Source organism: Streptomyces venezuelae, from assembly GCF_008642315.1.
In the GTDB taxonomy this organism is placed as follows: domain Bacteria; phylum Actinomycetota; class Actinomycetes; order Streptomycetales; family Streptomycetaceae; genus Streptomyces; species Streptomyces venezuelae_D.
Genome location: NZ_CP029192.1, coordinates 5,508,119 through 5,531,415, shown reverse-complemented (window position 1 = coordinate 5,531,415; position 23,297 = coordinate 5,508,119). Strand labels below are relative to the sequence as shown.

The 23,297-nt window shown below is 73.2% G+C and carries 12 protein-coding genes; 11 read left to right on the top strand and 1 reads right to left on the bottom strand.

Features of this window, described 5'->3' with window-relative positions; translation table 11 throughout:
- Positions 1-2: 2 nt before the first annotated feature.
- The 9 genes from DEJ48_RS24175 to DEJ48_RS24135 all read left to right on the top strand — a co-directional run bounded on the left by DEJ48_RS24175 (position 3) and on the right by DEJ48_RS24135 (position 15,841).
- Entirely contained in the window at positions 3-1,283 is a 1,281-nt protein-coding gene (locus DEJ48_RS24175) for a carbohydrate ABC transporter permease (protein ID WP_150221359.1), read from the top strand.
- Positions 1,280-2,179, top strand: a complete 900-nt coding sequence (locus DEJ48_RS24170) for a carbohydrate ABC transporter permease (protein WP_150218228.1) — start codon at positions 1,280-1,282, stop codon at positions 2,177-2,179. The genes DEJ48_RS24175 and DEJ48_RS24170 overlap by 4 nt, the downstream gene beginning before the upstream one ends.
- Positions 2,180-2,348: 169 nt before the next feature.
- Positions 2,349-4,607: a bifunctional glycosyltransferase family 2 protein/CDP-glycerol:glycerophosphate glycerophosphotransferase gene (locus DEJ48_RS24165; protein WP_150218226.1), complete on the top strand. Its 2,259-nt coding sequence runs from the start codon at positions 2,349-2,351 to the stop codon at positions 4,605-4,607.
- A gap of 45 nt (positions 4,608-4,652) precedes the next feature.
- On the top strand, positions 4,653-6,905 hold the full coding sequence (locus DEJ48_RS24160; RefSeq protein WP_150218224.1) for a bifunctional glycosyltransferase family 2 protein/CDP-glycerol:glycerophosphate glycerophosphotransferase: 2,253 nt from the start codon (positions 4,653-4,655) through the stop codon (positions 6,903-6,905).
- A gap of 59 nt (positions 6,906-6,964) precedes the next feature.
- On the top strand, positions 6,965-9,208 hold the full coding sequence (locus DEJ48_RS24155; protein WP_150218222.1) for a bifunctional glycosyltransferase/CDP-glycerol:glycerophosphate glycerophosphotransferase: 2,244 nt from the start codon (positions 6,965-6,967) through the stop codon (positions 9,206-9,208).
- Positions 9,205-10,947, top strand: coding sequence for a hypothetical protein (locus tag DEJ48_RS39825; RefSeq protein WP_190537557.1), 1,743 nt, complete (start codon positions 9,205-9,207; stop codon positions 10,945-10,947). The genes DEJ48_RS24155 and DEJ48_RS39825 overlap by 4 nt, the downstream gene beginning before the upstream one ends.
- Positions 10,948-11,005: 58 nt before the next feature.
- Positions 11,006-11,929, top strand: coding sequence for a class I SAM-dependent methyltransferase (locus tag DEJ48_RS24145; protein ID WP_150218220.1), 924 nt, complete (start codon positions 11,006-11,008; stop codon positions 11,927-11,929).
- A gap of 118 nt (positions 11,930-12,047) precedes the next feature.
- The gene (locus tag DEJ48_RS24140) at positions 12,048-13,016 is read left to right on the top strand and encodes a hypothetical protein (RefSeq protein WP_150218219.1); all 969 of its coding nucleotides are present in this window, start codon (positions 12,048-12,050) and stop codon (positions 13,014-13,016) included.
- The gene (locus tag DEJ48_RS24135; protein WP_150218218.1) at positions 13,013-15,841 is read left to right on the top strand and encodes a stealth conserved region 3 domain-containing protein; all 2,829 of its coding nucleotides are present in this window, start codon (positions 13,013-13,015) and stop codon (positions 15,839-15,841) included. The genes DEJ48_RS24140 and DEJ48_RS24135 overlap by 4 nt, the downstream gene beginning before the upstream one ends.
- On the opposite strand, the gene DEJ48_RS24130 is transcribed toward DEJ48_RS24135, so the two are convergent.
- Complete coding sequence (locus DEJ48_RS24130; RefSeq protein WP_150218217.1) at positions 15,817-17,946, bottom strand: CDP-glycerol glycerophosphotransferase family protein; 2,130 nt, start codon at positions 17,944-17,946, stop codon at positions 15,817-15,819. The two genes, DEJ48_RS24135 and DEJ48_RS24130, sit on opposite strands and share 25 nt — an antisense overlap.
- Before the next feature lie 164 nt (positions 17,947-18,110).
- Between DEJ48_RS24130 and DEJ48_RS24125 the strand changes: the two genes are divergently transcribed.
- Together DEJ48_RS24125 and DEJ48_RS24120 are read left to right on the top strand one after the other, a co-directional pair.
- Positions 18,111-21,650, top strand: a complete 3,540-nt coding sequence (locus tag DEJ48_RS24125; RefSeq protein ID WP_150218215.1) for a bifunctional glycosyltransferase/CDP-glycerol:glycerophosphate glycerophosphotransferase — start codon at positions 18,111-18,113, stop codon at positions 21,648-21,650.
- Complete coding sequence (locus DEJ48_RS24120; protein ID WP_223832185.1) at positions 21,647-23,254, top strand: hypothetical protein; 1,608 nt, start codon at positions 21,647-21,649, stop codon at positions 23,252-23,254. Before DEJ48_RS24125 ends, DEJ48_RS24120 begins: the two co-directional genes overlap by 4 nt.
- Positions 23,255-23,297 lie beyond the last annotated feature (43 nt).

Sequence of the window (23,297 nt, the reverse complement as noted above, 5' to 3'; positions counted from 1 at the left end):
GCGTGACCGGCACGCGCAAGGCCATGGCGGTGCTCTTTCTGCTGCCTGCCCTGGTGCTGCTCGGCGCGCTCGTCCTGTACCCCATCGGGTACTCGTTCTTCCGCAGCTTCTTCGACGACTCGGGCGACTTCACCGCGTTCGGCAACTACAAGACGCTCTTCACGGACGACAGCATCCGCACCGCGATCAAGAACAACGCGATCTGGGTGGTCGTGGCGCCCACGGTCGCCACGATCCTCGGTCTGATCTTCGCCGTCCTGACCGAACGGGTGCGCTGGGGCACGGCGTTCAAGCTCGTCATCTTCATGCCGATGGCGATCTCGATGCTGGCCGCGGGCATCATCTTCCGGCTCGTGTACGAGTCGGACCCCGACCGCGGTGTCGCCAACGCCGTGATGGTGAGCGTGCACGACACGTTCTCCGAGTCGTCGGCGTTCCCGCAGGCGCACCCGAGCACCGCGTCGCCGCTGAAGAACGCGGGCGGCGGCGCCTTCATCACCAAGGAGCCGGTGAAGGCCGGCACGCCCGTGGTGCTGCCGCTGACCGGCGTACCGCCCGACCAGATGCCGGACGGCGCGAAGGCGGCGCGCCCCGCGGAGGCCGATCCGCAGCGGGTCACCGGCACGGCCTGGCAGGACTTCACGCGCGGCAAGGGGCGCGGGAAGGCGAACGCCCCGGACAGCACGGAGTTCGGCTATCCGGGCATCAAGATCGAGGCCGTCAGGAACGGTGAGGTGGTGGCGTCCACCGAGGCGTCGGACGACGGCACGTTCGCGCTGCCGAAGGAGGCCGACGGCGCCCAGCTGCGCTACCCGGCGTCCAACTTCCGCGAGGCGTACAACGGCATCGACTGGCTGGGCCCCACACTGATCACGCCCTCGATCATCGGCTCCTACCTGTGGATGTGGGCCGGGTTCGCGATGGTGCTGATCGCGGCGGGCCTGGCGAGCGTGCCGCGCGAGCTCCTGGAGGCGGCGCGGGTGGACGGCGCCAACGAGTGGCAGGTGTTCCGGCGGGTGACGGTGCCGCTGCTCGCCCCGGTCCTCGCGGTGGTCCTGGTCACGCTCATGATCAACGTACTGAAGATCTTCGACCTGGTCTTCGTGATCCCGCCGGGCTCGTCGAAGGACGAGGCGAACGTGCTCGCGGTCCAGCTCTACAACTCGGCGTTCCTGGACAAGGACTCGGGAGTGGCCAGCGCCATCGCGATGCTGCTCTTCCTCCTCGTGATCCCCGTGATGCTGTTCAACATTCGGCGGATGAGGCGGGAGGCGCGACGGTGACCGCTCAGACGGAGACGACCGCTCGGACCGAGATCGTGAAGGCCAGGCAGTCGGTCGGGGGCCGCATCGCGTCCCTGCTCGGCAGCACCGCGCTGCGGGTGTTCCTGGTGCTTGTGGGGCTGTTCTGGCTGGTGCCGACGATCGGCCTGCTCATCGGCTCGTTCCGCACGCCGGCGGACATGAGCGAGAGCGGCTGGTGGAAGGCGTTCAGTGCGCCCTCGCAGCTGACCTTCGACAACTACACGACGCTCCTCAAGGACGAGACGATCACCGACTCGATCCTGTCGAGCATCATGATCACCGTGCCGGCGACGCTGCTCGTCGTGATCATCGGCTCGCTCGCGGGTTATGCCTTCGCGTGGATGGAGTTCCCGGGCCGCGACTGGTGGTTCATCGGCGTGGTCGCGCTCCTCGTCGTCCCGGTGCAGGTGGCGCTCGTGCCGATCGCCGACCTCTTCGGCAAGATCGGCATCTTCGAGACCACGATCGGCGTGATCACCTTCCACGTGGCCTTCGGCCTGCCGTTCGCGATCTTCCTCCTGCGGAACTTCTTCGCGGAGATCCCGCGCGAACTCCTGGAGGCGGCGCGGCTCGACGGGGCGGGCGAGCTGCGTCTTTTCGTACGCGTCGTGATGCCGCTCGGGGCACCCGCCATCGCCTCGCTCGGCATCTTCCAGTTCCTGTGGGTCTGGAACGACATGCTGATCGCACTGATCTTCGCCGACTCCAAGAACCCGCCGATCACGGTGGCGCTCCAGCAGCAGGTGCGGTTCTTCGGCGACAACGTGCAGATCCTGGCGCCCGGCGCGTTCATCTCGATGGTGATCCCGCTGGCCGTCTTCTTCGCGTTCCAGCGGCAGTTCGTGTCCGGGGTGATGGCGGGCGCGGTGAAGTAGCGGCGCGACGAGTGGTACCGGCGCGACGCGCAGTACCAGAAGGGGCGGCCCGGGCGGGTTAACCGGGCCGCCCCTTCGTGTCCATCCCCCGGATGCCACAGGCGGCGTAACGCGATCACCTCCGCGGGCGTTTTAGGGCAGTATGACCGCGCCGACCCATGGAAGTGCCTTGCCCCGGTTCAGTGTCATCGTCCCCGCCTACCGGGTGCAGGCGTATGTGCACGAGTGCCTGGAGTCCGTGCTCTCACAGTCCTTCACCGACCTGGAGCTGATCGCGGTCGACGACTGCTCGCCGGACGCGAGCGGCGCGATCATCGACGAGTTCGCCGCCAGGGACGCGCGCGTGAGAGCCGTGCACCTCAAGGAGAACGTCGGTCTCGGCAGGGCCCGCAACGCCGGCATGGAGCACGCCACCGGTGACTACCTGATCTTCCTGGACAGCGACGACACCCTGACCCCCGGCTCCCTGCACGCGATCTCCGACCGGATCAAGGAGACCGGCGAACCCGACGTCCTGATCTACGACTACGCGCGCACCTTCTGGTCCGGCGAGGCCATCCGCAACCAGTTCGCCGCCCACCTCACCGAGGAGGGCGCCGCCCCCTTCCGCCTCGCCGACCGGCCGGGCCTCCTCAAGGTCCTCATGGTCGCCTGGAACAAGGCGCACCGCCGCGACTTCATCGAGCGCGAGGGCTTCACCTTCCCGCCCGGGTACTACGAGGACACGCCCTGGACGTATCCGCTCCTGATGACGGCGGACACCATGGCCACCCTCGACCGGGTCTGCGTGCACTACCGCCAGCGCCGTCAGGGCAACATCCTGGGCACCACGAGCCTCAAGCACTTCGACATCTTCGACCAGTACGACCGGGTCTTCGCGTTCCTCGACGAGCACCCCGAGCTGTCCGCGGCGTGGCGGCCCGTGATGTTCCGGCGCATGGTCGACCACCTGTCGACGATCTTCACCAAGCGGGGCAGACTGCCGCGCGGCTCCCGTGCCGCGTTCCTGCGCAGAGCCCGCTCCCACTACCGGCGCCACCGCGCCCCGGGCGCCCCCGTGCCCGCCCGCACCCGGCTGCGGCACGGCCTGGTGCGGCTCGGCTCGCACCGCACGTACCGGGGCCTGTGGGCGGCGCTGCGGCTGCGCTCCCGCGCCCGGCGGTCCGTGGCGTACGGGGTCCGCCGCACGAAGGGCGCCCTGCTGCAGCTGCACTACCGCGTCCAGCTGCGGCTGCCCGTGCGCGACCGGCACGCCGTCTTCTCCTCGTACTGGGGGCGCGGCTACGGCTGCAACCCGGGCGCGCTGGAAGCCGCGATGCGCGAGCTGGTGCCGGGGGTCAGCACCGCGTGGATCGCCCACCCGCGCCACCACCACACGATCCCCTCCGCGACGCGCAGGCTGCGGCCCGGCTCGGCCGCGTACTGGACGGCGCTCGCCCGCTCCAAGTACCTCGTCAACAACGTCAACTTCGACCGCAGACTGGTCAAGCGGCCGGGGCAGGTCCTCGTCCAGACCCAGCACGGCACGCCCCTCAAGCACATGGGCCTCGACCTCCAGGAGCGCCCCGCGGCCGCGCGCGGCATGGACTTCGCCGCCCTGCTGCGGAACGTCGACAAATGGGACTACGTGCTGTCGTCGAACCGGCACTCGACGCTCGTGTGGGAGCGGGTGTTCCCCGCCGGGTACACGACGCTCGAATACGGCTACCCCCGCAACGACCGCTACCAGAAGGCGACTTCCGCCGATGTCGCCGGGCTGCGGGACCGCCTCGGCATCCCGCACGGCGCGGTCGCCGTCCTGTACGCGCCGACCCACCGCGACTACCGCCGCAGCCAGCTCCGCGCCCTCGACCTGGAGCGGATGCTGCGCGCGCTCGGCCCCCGGTTCGTGGTCCTGACCCGCGCGCACCACTTCTACGGGGCGCCGCTCGCCGTCGGCGGCGAGCAGCCGTCGGGCCGGCTCATCGACGTGTCGGACCACCCGAGCATCGAGTCGCTCTGCCTCGCCTCCGACGCGCTGGTCACCGACTACTCGTCCCTGATGTTCGACTACGCCAACCTCGACCGGCCCATCGTGCTGCACGCCGACGACTGGGAGGCCTACGAGGCGGCCCGCGGCACCTACTTCGACGTGCGGGCGTTCCCGCCGGGCGCGGTCGCGCGCAGCGAGGACGAGCTCACCGACATCTTCGCCACGGGGCACTGGGCGGGCTCGCGCTCGGCGCAGCTGCGGCGCGCGTTCCGCGAGCGGTTCTGCGCGTACGACGACGGGCGCGCCGCGGAGCGCGTGGTGCGGCACGTCGTGCTCGGCGAGCCGGGCGGACTGCCGTCCGTGGTGCCCCTGGCGGAGCGGCATCCGGTGCCGGGAGGTGCTCCTCGGCCGGACCGGGTGCCGTTCTCGGGTCTCCAGCGTTCTCCGCAGCTGTGAGCCATGCCATGTGAGTCCTGTGGACCCCCGTCGAGAGAGGCCGTCTTGCCGCGCTTCAGCATCATCGTCCCCACCCACGACGTGGCGGGGCGGCTCACCGGCTGCCTCGCCTCCGTGCTCGGCCAGTCCTTCGCCGACTTCGAGGTGATCGCGGTCGTCGACTCCCTCGACGGGACGGCGGGGCCGAGTCCGGCGATCGCGGCCGAGCACGCGGCGCGCGACCCACGGGTGCGGCGCGCGCAGTCCCCGCCCGACGCGGGACTGCCGGGCGCGCGGAACGCCGGGGTGGGCGCGGCGACCGGCGACTACCTGCTCTTCCTCGACGGCGACGACACCCTCACCCCGGGCACTCTCGCCGCGCTCGACGCCCGGCTCGACGCGTGCGACGACCCGGACCTGCTGTTCTTCGACCACGAGCGCGTGCACTGGTTCGAGGGCGGCGAGGGCCCGGTCCTCGAACGGCTGTGTGCGGGCGCTCCCCGGGGCACGTTCACCGTGGCCGAGCACGCGGCGCTGCCCGATCCGCTGGTCCCCGCCTTCTCCGTCGCGCACCGGCGTGCCTTCGTGGCGGAGCACGGTCTCGTCTTCGAGCCGGGCATGTTCACGGACGCGCTGTGGGGCCTGCGGGCCGTGCTGCGGGCGGGGCGGATCGCCGTGCTCGACCGGGTCTGCGTACGGCATCTGCTGCGCCGTCAGGGGGCGCGGCACCGCGCCCCCGGCGTCCACCACATGGACCTGCTGGACCGGTTCGGGCGCGCGATGGACGAGGCCGTCGCCCTCGACGTGCCCGCGCCCGTCCTCGCGCGGGTCTTCCGCAGGTTCACGCACGAGCTGCTCAAGGCGGCGTCCACGCCCGCGCGGCTGCCGTCGGCGCGGCTGCGGCGGCGCTTCTTCCGGCGGGCCGCGCGGCTGTACCGGCTGCACAGGCCGGCCGGGTTCCGGGCGCCCGCGGGGAGCCTCGGGGTGCAGCACCGGCTGCTCGGGGCGGGGGCGTACGGCACGTTCTGTGTGCTGCGCGGGCTCAAGTCCCGGGTGGTCCGGGCGGTTTCGCTGCTGCGGGAGGTGTGGGGGAAGGCGGAGCGCAGGCTGCCGGGACGCAACGCGTACGCCGCCTTCCTGCGGCAGCCCGTCGACGACGGTCTCGCCGTGTTCTCCGCGTACTGGGGGCGCGGCTACTCCTGCAATCCGGCGGCGATCCACGCCAAGGCGCGCGAACTCGCCCCGCACATCAGGACGGTGTTCCTGGTCTCCGGCGCGACGGCGGCCGCGGGCCTCCCGGAGGGCGTCGAGGGTGTCGAGATCGGCAGCCGCCGCTACTGGGAGGTCATGGCGAGGGCCAAGTACACCTTCAACAACGTCAACTTCGAGATGGCCGTCAAGAAGCGCCCCGGCACCGTCCACGTGCAGACCCAGCACGGCACCCCGCTGAAGCGGATGGGCGTGGACCAGGCGGACTTCCCCGCCACCGCCGCGGCTGCGGGCCCGTTGGGCAAGCTCCTGGAGCGCGTGGACCGCTGGGACTTCAACGTCTCCGCCAACCGGCACTCGACGGAGGTGTGGGAGCGCGCGTACCCGGGTGCGTACGAGAGCCTCGACGTCGGCTATCCCCGCAACGACGCCTTCTACCGCGCGTCGGCCGCCGACGTGGGCGCCCTCCGCGGACGGCTCGGGGTGCCCGAGGGCAGGATCGCCGTGCTGTACGCGCCGACCCACCGCGACTACCGCACGGACTTCGCCGCCCAGCTCGACCTGCCCGCGTTCTGCGACGCGCTCGGCGAGGAGTTCGTGGTGCTGCTGCGCGCCCACCACCTGTACGAGGGGTCGGCGGGGCTGGAGGAGGTGGTGCGGTCCGGGAAGCTGATCGACGTGACGGAGCACCGCTCCCCCGAGGAGGTGTGCCTGGCCTCGGACGCGCTGGTCACGGACTACTCGTCGATCATGTTCGACTACGCCAATCTGGACCGCCCGATCGTGGTCTACGCCGACGACTGGGACGTCTACCGCGAGACCCGCGGCGTCTACTTCGACCTCCTCGCCGAGCCGCCGGGCGTGGTGGCCCGCACCCCGGACGAGCTGACGGCGGCGTTCCGTTCCGGCGCGTGGGAGGGCCCGCGGGCGGGGGCGCTGCGGGCGGCGTTCCGGGAGCGGTTCTGCGACCTGGACGACGGGCTGGCCGCCGAGCGGGTGGTGCGGCGGGTGCTGCTCGGGGAGCCCGTGGAGCGGCTGCCGCCGGTCCTGCCGCTGCGCGACCGTGTCCCCGCACCGGCGGCGCCCCGCGTGCCGCAGCGCAGGCCGTAGCGCCCATCCGTCCCGTGGCGCAGGCCGACGCCCGTCCGTCCCGACCGGAGGAAGATCCCGTGCCTCGTTTCAGCATCATCGTCCCCGTCTTCAAGGTGCAGGGCTTCCTGCGCGCGTGCCTCGACTCGGTCCTGACGCAGTCGTTCGCCGACATCGAGGTCATCGCGGTCGACGACTGCTCGCCGGACCACTGCGGCGCCATCGTCGACGAGTACGCGGCGGCCGACCCACGGGTCCGCGCGGTCCACCTGGCCGAGAACGCCGGCCTCGGCGGGGCGCGCAACGCCGGAGTCACGTACGCGACCGGGGACTACCTCCTGTTCCTCGACAGCGACGACAGCTACACGCCGGGCGCGCTCGCGGCGATCGACGAGCGGCTCCGCGTCACCGCCGACCCCGACGTGCTGGTCTTCGACCACGTCCGCACGCACTGGTGGGGTCAGGGCGGCCGGAGCATGACGGCGGACCTGCTCGCCGCCGCGGGCACGGACACGTTCGACGTCCTGGGCAGCCCGCAGTACCTGCACCTGTTCCTGGTCGCCTGGAACAAGGCGTACCGGCGCGACTTCTTCACCGGCCACGGATTCACGTACCGCGAGGGGCTCTACGAGGACGCCCCCGTCACCTACCAGGCCCTGGTCTCCGCCCGCCGCGTCGGCTGTCTGGACCGGGTGTGCGTGGAGTACCGGCAGCGCAGGCAGGGCGCCATCACCCGCACCCCGGGGCGCAGGCACTTCGACATCTTTCCGCAGTACGAGGCGCTGTTCGCGTTCCTCGACGCGCGCCCGGAGCTCGACGCGGCCCGGCCGCTGCTCTTCGAGCGGACGATCAACCACTTCCTGACGACGCTGCCCAACACCGAGCGCGTCCCCGCCGAGGACCGCGGCGACTTCTACCGCATGATCGTCGACTTCCACCGGCGCCACAGGCCGCCCGGGTTCACCCCGCCCGACGACGCCCTCCGCCTCCAGTGGCGGCTCACGGCGAGCAGTCCGTACGCCGTGTTCCGGGCCGCCGCGGCGGCGCAGTCGGTGGTCGCGGCCGCGCGGGAGAAGAAGCAGCGGCTGCGCAGGGAGGCGGCCAGGAGGGCGAAGCGGACCTTCACGCGCGTGCAGCGCGCCCATCCGCTGGACCCGGATCTCGCCGTGTACTCGGCGTTCTCGCACCGCGGCCTGCTCGGCGACCCGGCCGCCGTCCACCAGGCGGCCGGGCTCGTCGCGCCGCACGTCAGGGCGGTGTGGGTGGTGCACCCCGACGTGCTCGACCGGATGCCGCGGGGCGTCGACTTCGTGCTGCCCGACACCCCGGCCTACCACCGGGTGGTGAGCCGGGCGACGTACTTCGTCAGCAACGTCAACTGGGCGCCTGGCCTGGTGAAGCGCGAGGGCCAGGTCCACGTGCAGACCCACCGGGGCACCCCGCTCAAGCACATGGGCCTGGACCTCCTGGGGCGCCCCGCGGCGACGCACCGTCTGAACCTCCGCGGCCAGCTGTGGCGCGCGGACCGCTGGGACTACAGCCTGGTGTCGGGCCGCCACGCGGAACGCGCCTGGGCGAGCGCCTACCCCTGCCGCTTCACCTCGCTGCCGACCGGCGCGCCCCGCAACGACGTCCTCGTCAAGGGCGACCCGCTGCGCGGTGTGGCGGTGCGCAGGCGGCTGGGGATCCCCGACGGGGGCACGGTGATCCTGTACGCGCCGACACCCCGCGACCACCGCAAGGGGTACGAGCCGCGCATCGACTTCGAGCGGCTGGTCCGCGACGCGGGACCCGGGGTCACCCTCCTGGTGCGGCTGCACCCGCAGGACGCGCGCGCCGCCGTGCGCGGCCTCCAACTGCGCGACCTGGAGCGGCGCGGAGTGCTCCGCGACGTCACCGACGAGCCGTCCGTCGAGGACCTGATGCTCGCCTCCGACGCGCTGGTGACGGACTACTCGTCCCTGATGTTCGACTACGCGTGCCTGGACCGCCCGATCGTCGTCCACGCGGACGACTGGGAGGTCTACCAGGTCACCCGCGGCACCTACTTCGACCTCCTCGCGTCACCGCCCGGCCACGTCACCACGAGCACCGCGCGGTTGGCGGAGCTCTTCGCCGCCGGCACGTGGCGCGACGAGCGGTCCGCCGCGCTGCGCGCCGCGTTCCGCGCCCGGTTCTGCGAGTACGACGACGGCAACGCGGCCGCCCGCGTGGTGTCCCGGGTCATGCTCGGCCAGGAGTACCCGCCGCCGGCCATCCCCCAGCAGGACCCGGGCCTCCTCCGGGACGCCGTTTCCGCCGCCCTTTCGAACAACACGCGATGAGCGGTACGACGACGCCCGCCGTGGCGATCCCGGGGCAGACGGCACGGGGCGCCGGTACCGCCGCCCCGAAGAGCACCGCCTCCCCCTGGTGGGCCGACGCGGCGGCCGTCGTCGGGGGCGGCGTCCTCGTCGCCCTGCACGGGTCGCGGCTCGGCCGGTGGGTGGTCGACGACGCGGCGATCACCTTCGCGTACGCCCGCAGCATCGACGAAGGGCTGGGCCCGGTCCAACAGGCGGGCGCCGCACCGGTCGAGGGCTACTCCAACCCCGCCTGGCTGGCCCTCCTCGTCGCGGGCCGCCGACTCGGCCTCTTCGACCACCGGGCCCTGTTCGGCGTCCCGGACCTCGTCCTCTACCCCAAGGCGCTCGGCCTGCTCTGCGCCCTCGGGACCCTGGCCGCCGTCGCCTGCGCGGCCCGGCGCCTGGTGGCCCGTTCCTGGTGGGTCACGGCCCTGGCCGGGGTGCTGCTCGGCGCCAACGTCTCCTTCGTGGCCTGGACGTTCTCGGGCCTGGAGAATCCGCTGTACGCCTGTGTCGCCACGGCCCTCGCGGCCGTGCTCGTACGGGCGGTCGCCGCGGGGAACCTGCTCGGCACAGGGCCCGCCGTGGCGTCCGGGCTGCTCGCCCTGGTGGCCGCGCTGACCAGGCCGGACGGGGCGGTGCTCGCGGGCGTGTACCCGCTGCTGCTCCTGCTGACGTCGCGGCGCGCGGAGCTGTGGCCGCGGACGCGGGCCGCGGCGCTCGGCACCGCCGCCTTCGCCGTCCCCTACGGGCTGTTCCTGGTCTGGCGCCTCGCGGTCTTCGGACGCCTCGTCCCCAACACGGCGGTCGCCAAGTCCCAGGAGCTCCCCGACGCCGAGCTGTTCACCCGCACCACCGGCGAGCTCCTCACCTTCGCGGGCTGGCCCGCGGTGCTCGTGGCCGCCGCGCTCGTCGGCGTCGCGCTCACCCGGCGCGGGATGCCTCGCACGGCGCTCGCGGCGGTCGTCCTGCCGCTGGCCCTGACCCTGTGCGCGTACGGCGTCCTCGAGCCGGACTGGATGGGCATGCACCGGTTCGCGACGCCCGTGTGGCCGCTCGGCGCGCTGGCGCTCGCCGTCGCCGCCGTGGGCCTCGCCGAACGCGGCGGACCGCGCCCCCGCGCCGCCGTCGCCGTGGCGCTGAGCACGACACTGCTCCTGTCGTGGTCGGCGCAGCGCGAGAGCGCGGCCGCGTTCCGTGCCGAGCCCACGCTGCCGATGTGTCTCGTCGTCAACCGCGACGGCGTCGTCTTCAACACGTACGCGGACCGGCTGGACATCGCGGACGGCTCCGTCCTGCTTCCCAGCCTCGGCGGCACGCTGCTCACCAGTGACCTGAAGGTGTACGACCTCGCGGGCCTCACCGAGCCGCGGATCGCGGACGCCCTGTCCGCGGGCGACACCGAGGGGCTGCGGGCGTACGCCTTCCGGGAGTTGCGGCCCACCTTCGTCCACGCCGTCGGCGTCTGGGCGCGGAAGACCGGCATGACGGCGCCCCGGCTGACGGCGGAGGGCTATCTGCCGCTGTACCGCACGTCGGACGGCGGGGGCGACTGGGTGCGGGCCGACGCCGTGCGGCACCCGGAGCGTCTCGGACCGCTCCGCGCGTGGGCCGACCGCGTGATTCCGGCGGCGTACGAGAGCGGGCGCAACCGCTGCGGCGGCGTCCTGCGGCCCGGCCGAGCCGCCATCCGACCGAGCGACCGACCCACCCACTGATCCGACCGACCGCACCCCGCTGTCCGACCGACCACACCCCTCTGATGGAGGCCTCCGCATGACGACGACCAGCAGCGAAGCCGACGAACTGCCGCGCCCCACCACCCTGGAGGAGGTACCGGGCTGGTTCTGGCCACTGGACCAGCGGCTGTTCGCCTGGTTCCTCGGCGAGGGCGCGGCCGCCACCCCACCGGGTGACCTCCTGGAGATGGGCTGCTACCTCGGCAAGAGCACGGTCGTCATGGGCCGGTTCCTGCGCCCCGGGGAGAAGATGACGGTCTGCGACCTCTTCGGCGCCGACGACGGCTACACCAAGGAGGCCACCAAGGCCTTCTACCAGAAGTCCCTGACACGGCGCGCCTTCGAGGCCAACTACACGGCCTTCCACGACACGCTGCCCGAGCTGGTCGAGGGCCGCACGGACCTGCTGCCCGGGATCGTCGACGACGCCTCGTGCCGGTTCGTGCACATCGACGCCTCGCACATGTACGACGACGTGCGCGACGACATCCTCACGGCGAAGAACGCGCTGCGCGAGGACGGTGTCCTCGTCCTCGACGACTACCGCACCGAGCACACGCCGGGCGTCGCCGCCGCCACATGGGAAGCGGTGTTCCGCCACGGCCTGCGCCCCGTCATGCTCTCCTCCAACAAGCTGTACGGAACGTGGGGCGATCCGGCGCCGCTGCGGGACGCGCTCCACGAAGCGCTGCACGCCATGCCGAACTGCGCCCCGGAGATCCAGCACATCGCGGGACTCGACGTGCTGCGCGCCTCACGGGCGAAGATCCCCGCGCCGGACCTGGTCACCTCCCGCCACCCGGCACGCCCCGCGAGGCCCGCACCCACCGCGGCCCCCGCCCTGCCGGCTCCCCGCGCCCAGGCCGCCGCGCCCGCGCGCAAGCCGTCCGCCGTCCGCAGGCTCGCCGTCGACCTGCTGCCTCCGGTGGTGACCCGGGCGGTGCGCAAGGCCCGCCGCTGACCGGCACGAGGGCACACGGCTGCGCCGAGCAGCGTCGAGCAGCGCCGGATGGTGCAAGTTGGTGCGGCGGCCGGGGCGTCCGCGACGAGAAGCGGGCAAACTCGTACACAGTGGAGAAATGGACCACTCCGCCCAGCGGTTCGCCCCGCCCCCCTTCGCCCGGCGGCTGCTCACCACCGCGCGAAGCACCCGCTTCCGCCTGGAACGGACCGCCGCGGGCCGGGTGCGCGGCGGCGCCGGGCGGGTCCGGCCGCTCCTGGCGCCCGTGCACCTCTCGCTCCGCGACAGCCGCACCCTCAACGTCGCGCTCGCCGCCCCCGAGGGGCCCGGCCGCGCCCGGCTCCTCATCACCCGCGGGACCCGAAGGATCACCGTCCCCCTCGCGTACGAACCGCACACCGGCGCCACCCCTCTCCTGACCGCGACGGTGACCCTGCGTGGGATGCGGGACGGCGTGTGGCGGCTGACCGCCGAGCTGCGGGACGTCGACGGCCGCGTACGCCGGTACGGGCTCGCGCCCGCCGACAGCGACGCCCCGCCCGCGACACCGACCGCCCCGCACGCCCCCGACCCGCGCACCGGCACCCTCGTCCGGGTCGTCCGGGCCCGCAGCGGGCGTGCGGTGCTCCAGGCGACGCGGTCGCGGCCGCGCGCGGAGCTGGTGCGGTTCGTTCCGTCGGGGGACGGCATCACCGTGTACGGGAGGCTCGTCGCGGGGGGCCCGCCCGGCGGGGGCGAGGCGGTGCGGCGGCGGGACGGGGTCGTCGTGCCCGCCGAAGTGGCGTGGGAGGGTGCGGCGTTCGCGCTGCGGGTGCCGCTCGCGGCCATGGCGGGGGCGGGGCCGGGGCAGTGGGTGTGGGACTTCCGGGTGGGGCGGCTGCCCGTCGGGCGGTGGCTGACCGACGTGCGGGACCCGTCCGCCGCCTACCCCACGCCGTTCCGCGTCCACGCGCTGCCCGGCGGGGCGCTCGTCCGGGCGCACGCCCACTTCACCAGGACCGGCGCGTTCGCGGTGACGTGCTGGGACATCACCGACGCCGTGCGGGAGTCCGACGCACCTCGGGACCTCGCGGAGGAGACCTCATGAAGATCACGTATCTGCTGGGCTGGGGCGACGAGATGGGCGGCACCGAGCTCGCCACGTACACGCAGGCCCGGCACCTCGCCGGACGCCCCGGCGTCGAGGTCGAGGTCGTCTCCGTCTTCCGCACCCGCGCCGAACCGTTCTTCGCGGAGGCGTGCGGGCTGCCGGTGCGCCACCTCGTCGACCGCACCGTCACACCCGAACGCCCGGTGCGGGAGACCGACTTGGACGACGCGGCGTGCCGGACGCTGGCCGCGCTGCCCAGCGAGCTGATCAAACCGGCCTGGGAGGACGCCTTCGACCGGCTCTCGGACATCGAGATGACGGCCGCGCTCGGCTCGCTCGACACCGACGTGCTCGTCACCACGACCCCCGCGCTGCTCGCCGCCGCCGTGGCGCTGGTGCCCGCCCGGGTCGTCACCGTCCACCAGGAGCACCGGCCCACCCAGCGGCGCGGCCCCTCCGGTGAGCCGCTGCTGCTGCACGCGCCGCGCCTGGACGCGCTCGTCGCGCTCACCGACCGCACCCGCGACTGGCTCGCGGAGTCCCTCGGCGCCACCGCCCCCGAGCTCGCCGTCGTCCCGAACGCGGTGCCCGACGGCTTCAGGCCGCGCGCGGACGGCGAGAGCAAGGTCATCGTCATGGCGGCGCGGCTGACCGGCGAGAAGCGCGTCGACCACGCCATCAGGGCCTTCGCGCAGGTCGCGGAGGCGCACCCGGAGTGGACGCTGCGGATCTTCGGCAGCGGCCACCGCGAACAGCACCTGCGCAGGCTCGTCGACGGGTTCGGCCTGCACGACCGGGTGGAACTCCTCGGCCCCTGCCGGGACATGGCCGCCGAGTGGGCCAAGGCGGGGCTGAGCCTGATGACCGCGGGGCACAACGAGGCGTTCCCGTTGGTGCTCCTCGAAGCGCTGGCCGCCGGGGTGCCGGTCGTCGCGTACGACGTGCTGACGGGGCCCGCCGAGATCGTCAGGCACCGCGTCGACGGGCTGCTCGTGCCACCGGGCGAGGTGAACGAACTCGCCTGCGCCATGGGCGAGCTGATGGGCGACGACGAGTTGCGGCGCGGCTTCGCCGAGGCGGCGCGCGAGGGCGTGTACGCCCGGTTCTCCTCGGCCGACGTCACCGCGCGCTGGGAGGAGCTGTACACGCGGCTCGTCGCGGGGCGCGACCGTCCCGGGCGGCTGCGCGGGCGCGCGGACCGGGTGGCGCTCGGTGTCGCGTCCGGCGGCAGCGGCTTCCGGCCCACCGCACCGCACACCTTCGACGCGGCGGCCGCCGCCGACGAGCACGCCCGCGAGGAGGAGATCCTCGCGGCGGACGAGTCGGGCCGGATCATCCGCTCCGTGGGCCGCCTCGCCGAGCGGCGCGACGACGTCCTCGCCCCGCGGATGGCCGAGTGGAACCTGCGGCTGGTCGCGGACGCCCTGGAGTCGCAGGACGTCCCCTACGTCGTGGTGCGCACCCCGGGCGAGACCGCCCGCACCCTGGCCGTCGCCGACGACGACCGACCCCGCGCGCTGAAGGCGCTCGCCGGGGCGCTGCGCGGGCAGCCGGTCTACGCCGAGCTGGTCAACCCGCGCGACGCGGCGCCCGGCGCCGTCCTCGCCGAACGCCTCGACACCATCGGCGAGCTCGCGGGCGTGAAGGTCTTCAAGCCGGTCACCACGACCACGCTGTCGCTGCGGCACGGCGCGGGTCTGGCCTGCACGGTGGGGTTCTGGCCGCGGACGCCCGAGGGCGCCTTCCATGCGCCGTTCGGGTCGACGCTCGCGGGCGCCGAGCTGCCCTCGCTGACCGCCACGGCGACGCTGAGCGTGGCGGAGCGCGCCTACCCGACGCTCGACGTGTTCACCGAACTCCTCGTCAAGGACGTCGACTTCCCCATCGACGCCGTCTACACCTGGGTCGACGACTCCGACCCCGAGTGGCGCGCCCGCCGCGAGGAGACGCTCGGCGGCGGCGACACGTCGGCCGACGGCGGGGCCGTGCGGTTCCGCAACCGTGACGAGCTGCGCTTCAGCCTGCGCTCGATCGCGATGTACGCGCCGTGGATCCGGCACGTGTACCTGGTCACGGCGGGCCAGACCCCGCCCTGGCTCGACGGCGACCACCCGGGCCTGACCGTCGTCGACCACCGCGACCTGTTCGCCGAGCCCGAGGAGTGCCTGCCGACCTTCAACTCGCACTCCATCGAGTCGCAGCTGCACCGCATCGAGGGCCTGTCGGAGCACTTCCTCTACTTCAACGACGACATGTTCCTGGGCCGCCCCACCACCCCGGACACGTTCTTCCTCAGCAACGGCCTGGCCCGCTTCTTCTGGTCGTCGGCGTCCGTGCCCGCGCTGCCGGTCGCACCGGACGACGAGGGCTATCTGGCGGCGGCGAAGAACAACCGGGCGCTGCTGCGCGAGGCGTTCGGCAGGACGACGACGCACTCCTTCTTCCACGTGCCGTACGCGCTGCGCCGCAGCATCATGCAGGAGATCACCGAGCGCTTCCCCGAGCAGACGGCGGCCACGGCCCGCAGCCGCGTCCGCTCCCGCGGCGACCTCGCGCTGGTCTCCTCGCTGCACCAGCACTACGCGTACCTGACCGGGCGCGCGGTGCCCGCCGGCATCTCGTACGACTTCGTGGACATCGGCGACCGCGCCGACCACGCGCGGCTCGGACGGCTCCTGCAGAACCGCGACCGGACCGCGTTCTGCATCGGGGAGTCCCCCGACGGCGGGGTGGCGGACGAGGAGATGGCACTCGCCATCCGCTCGTTCCTGACGGCGTACTTCCCGGTCCGCTCGCCCTACGAGGTGCGGGACGGTTCCTGAGCGCCGGACGCGCCGGACAGGAACAGCCGCCGGACCACGCGTTCGGCGGCGCGCCCGTCGTCGTAGGGGCAGAAGCGCTCCCGGAACGCCGCCCGCAGCGCCGTCGCCTCCGGGGTGTCCCAGCCGCCGTCCCTGAAGAGCGCGGCGAGCTCGTCCTCGGTGGTGGCCACGGCTCCCGGGGTCTCGCCGGGGCGCCCGGAGAGCAGGTCGAAGTAGGTGCCGCGGGCGAGGCGGTAGGCCTGCCAGTCGGGGGCGTACGTCACGATCGGGCGGTCGAGGCAGGCGTAGTCGAACATCAGGGACGAGTAGTCCGTGACGAGGGCGTCGGCGGCCAGGCAGAGCTCCTCCACGCGCGCGTGCCCGGTGACGTCGACGAGCTGCGGGTGGGACTCAAGACCCGCGTCGCCGCCGTAGAAGTAGTGGGCGCGCACGAGCACGACGTACTCCGGGCCGAGCGCGTCGGCGAAGCGGCGCAGGTCCAGGCGGGGCAGGAAGCCCTTCTGGTAGTCGCGGTGGGTGGGCGCGTACAGCAGCACGGTCCGCCCGTCGTCCACCCCCAACTGCGCCTTCACGCGCGCCACTTCGTCCTCGCCCGCGGTGAAGTAGACGTCGTTGCGCGGGTAGCCGGCCTCCAGGGCCTGGTAGGCCACTGAGGGGTAGACGCGCTCCCAGATCTCGGTGGAGTGCGGGTTGGAGGAGAGGCTGAAGTCCCACTGATCGGTGTGGTCGAGGACCTTCTGGAAGCTGATGCCGTGCGTGCCCGCCGGGTAGCGTCGCTGGTCCAGGCCCATCGTCTTCAGCGGGGTGCCGTGGTGGGTCTGGAGGTAGACCTGGCCCGGGCGCTTGGTGAAGCCGCCGGGGAAGCTGGAGTTGTTGACGAGGTACGTGGCCGTGGCCATGGCCTGCCAGTAGCGCCGCGAGCCCTCGATGACGTATTCGACGCCGGGCGGCACCCGGTGCTTGTTGCGGCTGGATACGACCCACACGCCCCTGACGTGCGGGGCGAGTTCGCGGGCCTTGGCGTGGATGGCGGCCGGATTGCAGGAGACGCCGCGGTTCCAGTAGGCGCCGTAGACCGCGAGGTGCGGGTCGAGGGGTCGGCGCAGGTCGGCGCGGTAGGCGGCGCGCATGGCGCGGGCCCGCAGCTTCTTCTTCTGCCGCTTCAGCTGCCGGGTGAGGCGCAGCCGCCGGGTCTCGGCCTTGCGGAGGCCTTCGTAGGCGGCGAACGAGGCCGTGGCGAGGGCCTTTCCCTCGGAGGTGAGGGGTGCGGTGCCGCCCGGCGCGTACTGCTGGTGGAGGCGGGCGGCCTCGCGGAAGAAGTCGCGCCGGTCGCCCTCCTCGATCCGGCCGGGGTCGTCGAGGACGGCGAGCAGGTGGGCGGCGGCGTGCGGCAGGAGCCGGGCGCGGTCCTCGGGTCCGGCGGCGGCGAGCAGTCGCTCGTACCGTGCGATCAGGGCGAAGTGGGACCGCCCCGGGGTCTTGGAGAAGCTGCCCGCGCGCCGCTCGCGCCAGCGCACGCAGGGCCGTTCCACGACGGCGGTGCGCTCGCCCGCGCGGAGGGTCGCGGTGACGACGGGCACCACGTCCTCGTACGCGCCGGAGGAGAACGCCAGGTGCTGGTCCTGCCAGAAGCCGCGCCGGAAGACGCGGTTCCAGGCGGCGGGGGCGGCGGCGAGCGGGTCGCCGGTGAGGTCGTCGCCGCCGGGGCGGACGTTCTCCCACCAGTCGACGCGGTCGTGGGCGCAGAGAACGACATCCGGGCCGCCAGGGGAGTCCGCGGCGGTGAGCGCCGCGTCGACGGCCTCCAGGGCGCCGGGCAGGAGCAGGTCGTCGCCGTCGAGGAAGAGGAGGTGGTCGCCGGTGGCGCGGTCGGCGCCGATGTTGCGGGCGGGGCCCGCGCCCGCGCGGGCGGGAAGGCGGACGAGTTGCACGCGCGGGTCGCGCTCCGCATACTCCCCCGCGATCGCCGCGCAGGCGTCGGGCGACGCGTCGTCGACGACGATCAGTTCGAGGTCGGCGAAGGACTGGGTGAGCACCGAGTCCAGGCATGCGCGCAGGTAGCCCTGGACGCGGTGGACGGGGACGACTACCGAGAAGCGCGTCATGGACACCGACCGTAGCCAGCGGGGCACCGCCTGTCGAAGACCGAACGTCACTCGTTGGGGTGGACGAGGGAGGAGAAATTGACGCCGGGGAGCCGAGAACGGGCAAAGGGGATGAATATGCCGATATCTGCCCTGTCTCACAGCTCGATGAAAGGCCGGTTCGCGTGCAGCCCCGTCTCAGCGTCGTCGTACCCATCTACAACGTCGAGGAGTTTCTGGAGGAGTGCCTGGAGTCGATCGCCGGGCAGACCATGGACGGCCCAGGACTGCGGGGCGGCCCCGAGGCGCGCGGCGGCCTGGAGTGCATCCTCGTCGACGACGGCTCGACGGACGGCAGCCCGCGCATCGCCCGCGAGTTCGCCGCCAAGGACCCCCGCTTCGTCTACGTCCGCCAGCGCAACGCCGGACTGAGCGCCGCCCGCAACACCGGGGTGCGCAAGGCGTCCCCCACCGCCGAGTTCCTGACCTTCGTCGACAGCGACGACGTCGTGCCGCACGACGCGTACGGCCGGATGATCGCCAGCCTGGACGCCACCGGCTCCGACTTCGCGAGCGGCAACGTGTGGCGGCTCAACGAACGCGGCCGCTCCCAGGCCTGGCAGTACAAGTGGCTGACCGAGGCGCGCACGAGCACCCACATCTCCGAGGACCTGGACCTGCTCTCCGACCGCGTCGCCTGGAACAAGGTGTTCCGCCGCGCGTTCTGGGACCGGCACCGCTTCACCTTCCCCGAGGGCAAGCTGTACGAGGACACCCCGGTGATGATCCCGGCGCACTTCCTCGCCGGATCCGTGGACGTCCTCAGCGACCACGTCTACTACTGGCGGGTCCGCGAGGGCTCGATCACCCGGCGCCGCACCGACGTCAAGGGCGTGCGCGACCGGATCGCGGCCTGCGCCCACGTCAGCGGCTTCCTCGCCCGGCACGCGCCGGAGATGAAGAAGACGTACGACGCGTCCTGCCTGCGCGACGACTTCGTGTACTTCCTGGAGGGGCTGCCGATGGGCGGCCCCGAGTACCGCACGGCGTTCCTCACCGACACGGCCGCCTTCCTGCGCCGCGCCGACCCGGCCGTCCTCGCGGAGCTCCCCGTCGACCTGCGCGTCAAGTGGCAGCTCGTCCGCGAGGCACGCACCGCGGAACTCATCGAACTCCTCGCCTTCGAGCGCGCCAACGGCAGCGCGTTCCACGTACGCGGAAAGGTGCGCCGCAGCGCCGCCTACCCCGGCGTGGGCGCCCTGCCCGAGAAGGTCGCCCGCATCGGACGGGGCGAACTGCCCACCGTGGCCCGGGTGAGCGAGGCCCGGTGGGACGCCGGCGGAAAGCTGCGGATCACCGGATACACGTACGTGCGCAACATGGAGGCGACCCGGCCCGGGCACTCCGTGAAGGCCGGCCTCCTCAAGGCGGCACACAGCCGGGGGAGGTTCCGTCGCGTCCCGACCCGGACGATCGCCGCGCCGCAGGCCACCGAGAAGTCCCGCCAGCGCCTGCACTGCTACGACCTGTCCGGCTTCGAGATGACCGTCGACCCCGAGCAGTTGAAGACCGGTGGCCGCTGGCAGCCCGGCAACTGGCTGTTCGGCCTGGTCGTCGCGGGCCACGGCACGGTGCGCAGGACCGCGCTGCGGGCCATGGAGGGCGCGTCGGCGCAGTCGGTGGTGCGCGAGCTCGACGACGGGCTGCGGCTCGTCCTCGGGTTCAGCAAGGGACGCCTCGTGCTGCGGATCCAGGAGTACGCGGCCCGGGTGGACGCGCACCGGCTCGACGGGGACGACGTGGTGCTGTCCGGCACGCTGCCGGGGCGCGTGCGGCCGACCGCCCTGCGTCTCACCCACGCGGCCACGAAGACGGACCTCGACCACCCCGTCCGGCACACCGGCGACCGCTTCGAGGTCCGTGTCCGCCTCGCCGCCCTGGAGGACGTGGCGCCCGCCCCGCACCTCGCGCCCAAGGAGGTCGAGCCGCCGCACGGCGACCGCTGGCAGGCCAACCTCGTCCTGCCCGACGGCACGCTGAAGTCCCTGGCCGCCACGCTCGACCTGCCCCCGGGGCGGTACGCGTCACGCGCGGGCCGCGAACTCTGCGCCACCGCCAACGACCAGGGCCGGCTGGTCGTCGAGCTGACCCGGCAGCCCGTCGCCGACCGCGTCACATGGGGCGCGGACGGCACGCTCACCCTGGAGGGCACGGTCACCGCGGCCAGCTGGCACGAGCCCGAGCTGGTGCTGCGGCACAGCGGCCGCGACGAGGAGCTGACCGTGCCGACGGAACGGAACGGCGACCGGTTCCGGGCGGTGGTCGCGCCGGGGGGCGGGGCGCTGCGGGAGGGCCGGTGGTACGCGTTCCTGCGGGACACGGCGGGGACGAGCGGGGGCGGTGGCGCGGGCGGGACCGGCGTTCCCGGCGCACAGGCCCCGGCCGCTCGTGCCGAGGACGGGGTGCCCGTGCGGCTGCTCGCGTCCGCGTCCGCCACGCTGCCCCTGCACCACACCGTCCAGGGCCGGGAGTTCACCGCCGACCGGCGGTTCGGCGACCGGCTGTTCATCGAGGCCGGATCCGTCCTCTCACGGTCCGAGCGGGGTGCGTACCGGCGGCACAGGCTCCGCACCGTCCACTACCCCAGCCGCCGCCAACTGCCGCTGCTCGACACCGTCCTGTACTTCGACGGGGACTCCCCGCGCGCCGTCCACGAGGAGTTGGTGCGGCGCGGCGCCGGCGTCGAGCACCTGTGGGTCACGCACGACCAGCAGACGCATGTCCCGCCCGGCGCGAAGGGCGTCGAGGAGCACAGCGCCGACTGGTACGACGCGCTGGCCCGCTGCCGCCGCATCGTGACCGCGGGCCACCTCCCCGACTTCTTCGAGCGCCGCGAGGGCCAGACCGTCGTCCAGACCTGGAACGGCGCCCCGCTCAAGCGCATCGGCACCGACCTGACCGACACCCTCTACGCCGACCACGGCCACCTGGACGCCCTGCCGAAACTCTCCCGCCAGTGGGACGTCCTCATCTCGCCGAACCGGTTCTCCACCCCGCACCTGGGCCGCGCCCTCGCCTACGAAGGTGAGGTCCTGGAGGCCGGTTCGCCCCGCAACGACCTGCTGTTCACCGAGGACCGCGACAAGGTCGCCGAGCGGGTCCGCGACGAGCTCGGCATCGCGCCGGACAAACGGATCGTGCTGTACGCGCCGACGTACCGGGACCACCTCGCGTACTCCCCCGGGCGGTTCCGCTACGAACCGGCGCTCGACTTCCGCGCCGCCGAGTCCGTGCTCGGCGACGACCACGTGCTGCTCGTGCGCAAGCACCCACTGACGTCCGGCCGGCTGCCGGGCGCCCGCGCCCCCTTCGTACGCGACGTGTCGGCGCACCCGCGGGCCGCCGAACTCCTGCTGCTCGCCGACGTCCTGGTGACCGACTACTCCTCGCTGATGTTCGACTTCGCGCACACCGGACGGCCGATGCTGTTCCACGCGTACGACCTGGAGCACTACCGCGACACCGTGCGCGGCTTCTACCTCGACTTCGAGACGCGCGCCCCGGGCCCGCTGCTCGCCTCCACCCACGAGGTCGTCGAGGCGCTGCGCGACCTGGACGCGATCACGTCCCGGCACGCGGACGCGTACGCGGCGTTCCGCGAGGCCTACTGCGACCTGGACGACGGGCGGGCCGCGGCCCGTGTGGCGGAGAGGCTCATGCGGTGAGCGGGGCGCTGCTCACGCGCCGTGCCTGCCACGGCGCGACGGCGCTCGGCGGCGGCGGTCGCCGTCGCCCCACGCCGTACCTCGTCCTCGGCGGGCTGTTCTGGCTGGTGATGTCGCTCGCGTTCTGGCGGGTGCCGATGTGCTGCGACTTCGGCCAGCACGCGGCGGTCGTCGAGCGCCTGAAGGAGAACCTCCTCCATCCCGCGCACCCGATGGCGGCCCTGCCGGGCGAGGGCAGCGCGTACTACTCGCCGTACGCCGTCGCGCAGGGCCTGTTCGCGAAGGCCACGGGCCTCGCGGGCTGGCAGGTCGTGAAGCTCGCGGGCCCGCTGAACCTCCTCGTCCTCCTCACCGGCATCGGCCGCTTCGTCCGCGTCCTGACGCCCCGCCCGTGGGCGCCGGTCCTCGCTCTGTTCGCGATGGTGCTGCTGTGGGGCACCCGGATGGCGTGGTGGAGCGGCTATCTGGGGCTGATGTCGATGACGGGGAACCTCGGATACCCGTCGACGTTCGCGATCGGCCTGACGTTCTGGGCGTGGGCCTGGGCGGGGGCCCTGACCCGCGACGCGCGGGGCGACTGGTGGCCGTACGCGGGACTGGGCGCCCTGTGCGGGCTGATCCTGCTCGTCCACCCCATCTCGTCGGTGGGGGCGGTGATCGGGGTCGTCGCGTTCGCCGCCTCGGGTCGCGCGGCGGGGATCGCGGTCGGGCGCCGCGTGCGGTGCTGGGCGGCGACCGCCGTGACGGCCGCGGTGATCGGCGCGCTCTGGCCGTACTACAGCGTCTTCTCCCTCGTCGGCGACGAGTCCGTCGACTGGATCCACCGCCAGCTCTACACCGAGATGCCGCAGCGCTTCTGGCTGGCCCTGCTCGGCCTGCCCGCCCTGTGGCTGCGCTTCCGCAGGGACCGCAGGGACCCCTTGGTCCTGATGTTCGCCCTGGACTGCGCGGTCGTCGCGTACGGCTGGCTCAGCGGCCACTACACGTACGGCCGCATCCTCGGCCTGACCCTGGTGCCCCTCCAGTTCGCGCTGGCCATCGAGCTCGCGGCGCCGCGCGCCTGGGGGTGGCGGCGCGGCGCGCTCGCCGGGGCGGCGGCGCTCGGGGCCTGCGTCGGGTTCTTCCAGATCCAGGCGGGCGCCGTCGTGCCGCGCGCCCTGGACCCCATCGGCTTCGACCAGCCGCCGCGCTGGCCGGGGTACGGGTGGGCGGTCGGTCACATGCACCGGGGCGACGTCGTCCTGACCAACGGCTACTACCCGACCCGTTCCGTGCCCGGCTACGGCGCCAACCTCGTCGCCCCCGCCTGGCCGGACGCCTCGCTCGAAGAGGACGTGCGCAACCGGCGCCTGGCGGCCGTGCGGACCTACCTCGACCCGGGGTCGACGCGCGCCGAGCGCTCGGCGATCGTCCGCCGCTACGACGTGCGGTGGCTGCTGCTCAGCCGTGACCAGCAGGTTCCGTCCGAGGCCGTGGTCGTGGGCTGGAGTCCGCGTACGGGAGAGGTGCTCGCGCGCGTGGGCGGTCCGAAAGGGCGAGCGGGCGGTCCGAAAGGTATGCATCGGGACGGGTCCACGCCCACGAATGCCCCTCTAATCGGATAATTGCCAGCAACCCCTAAAATTTCCCCTGTGGACCGCATCCTGC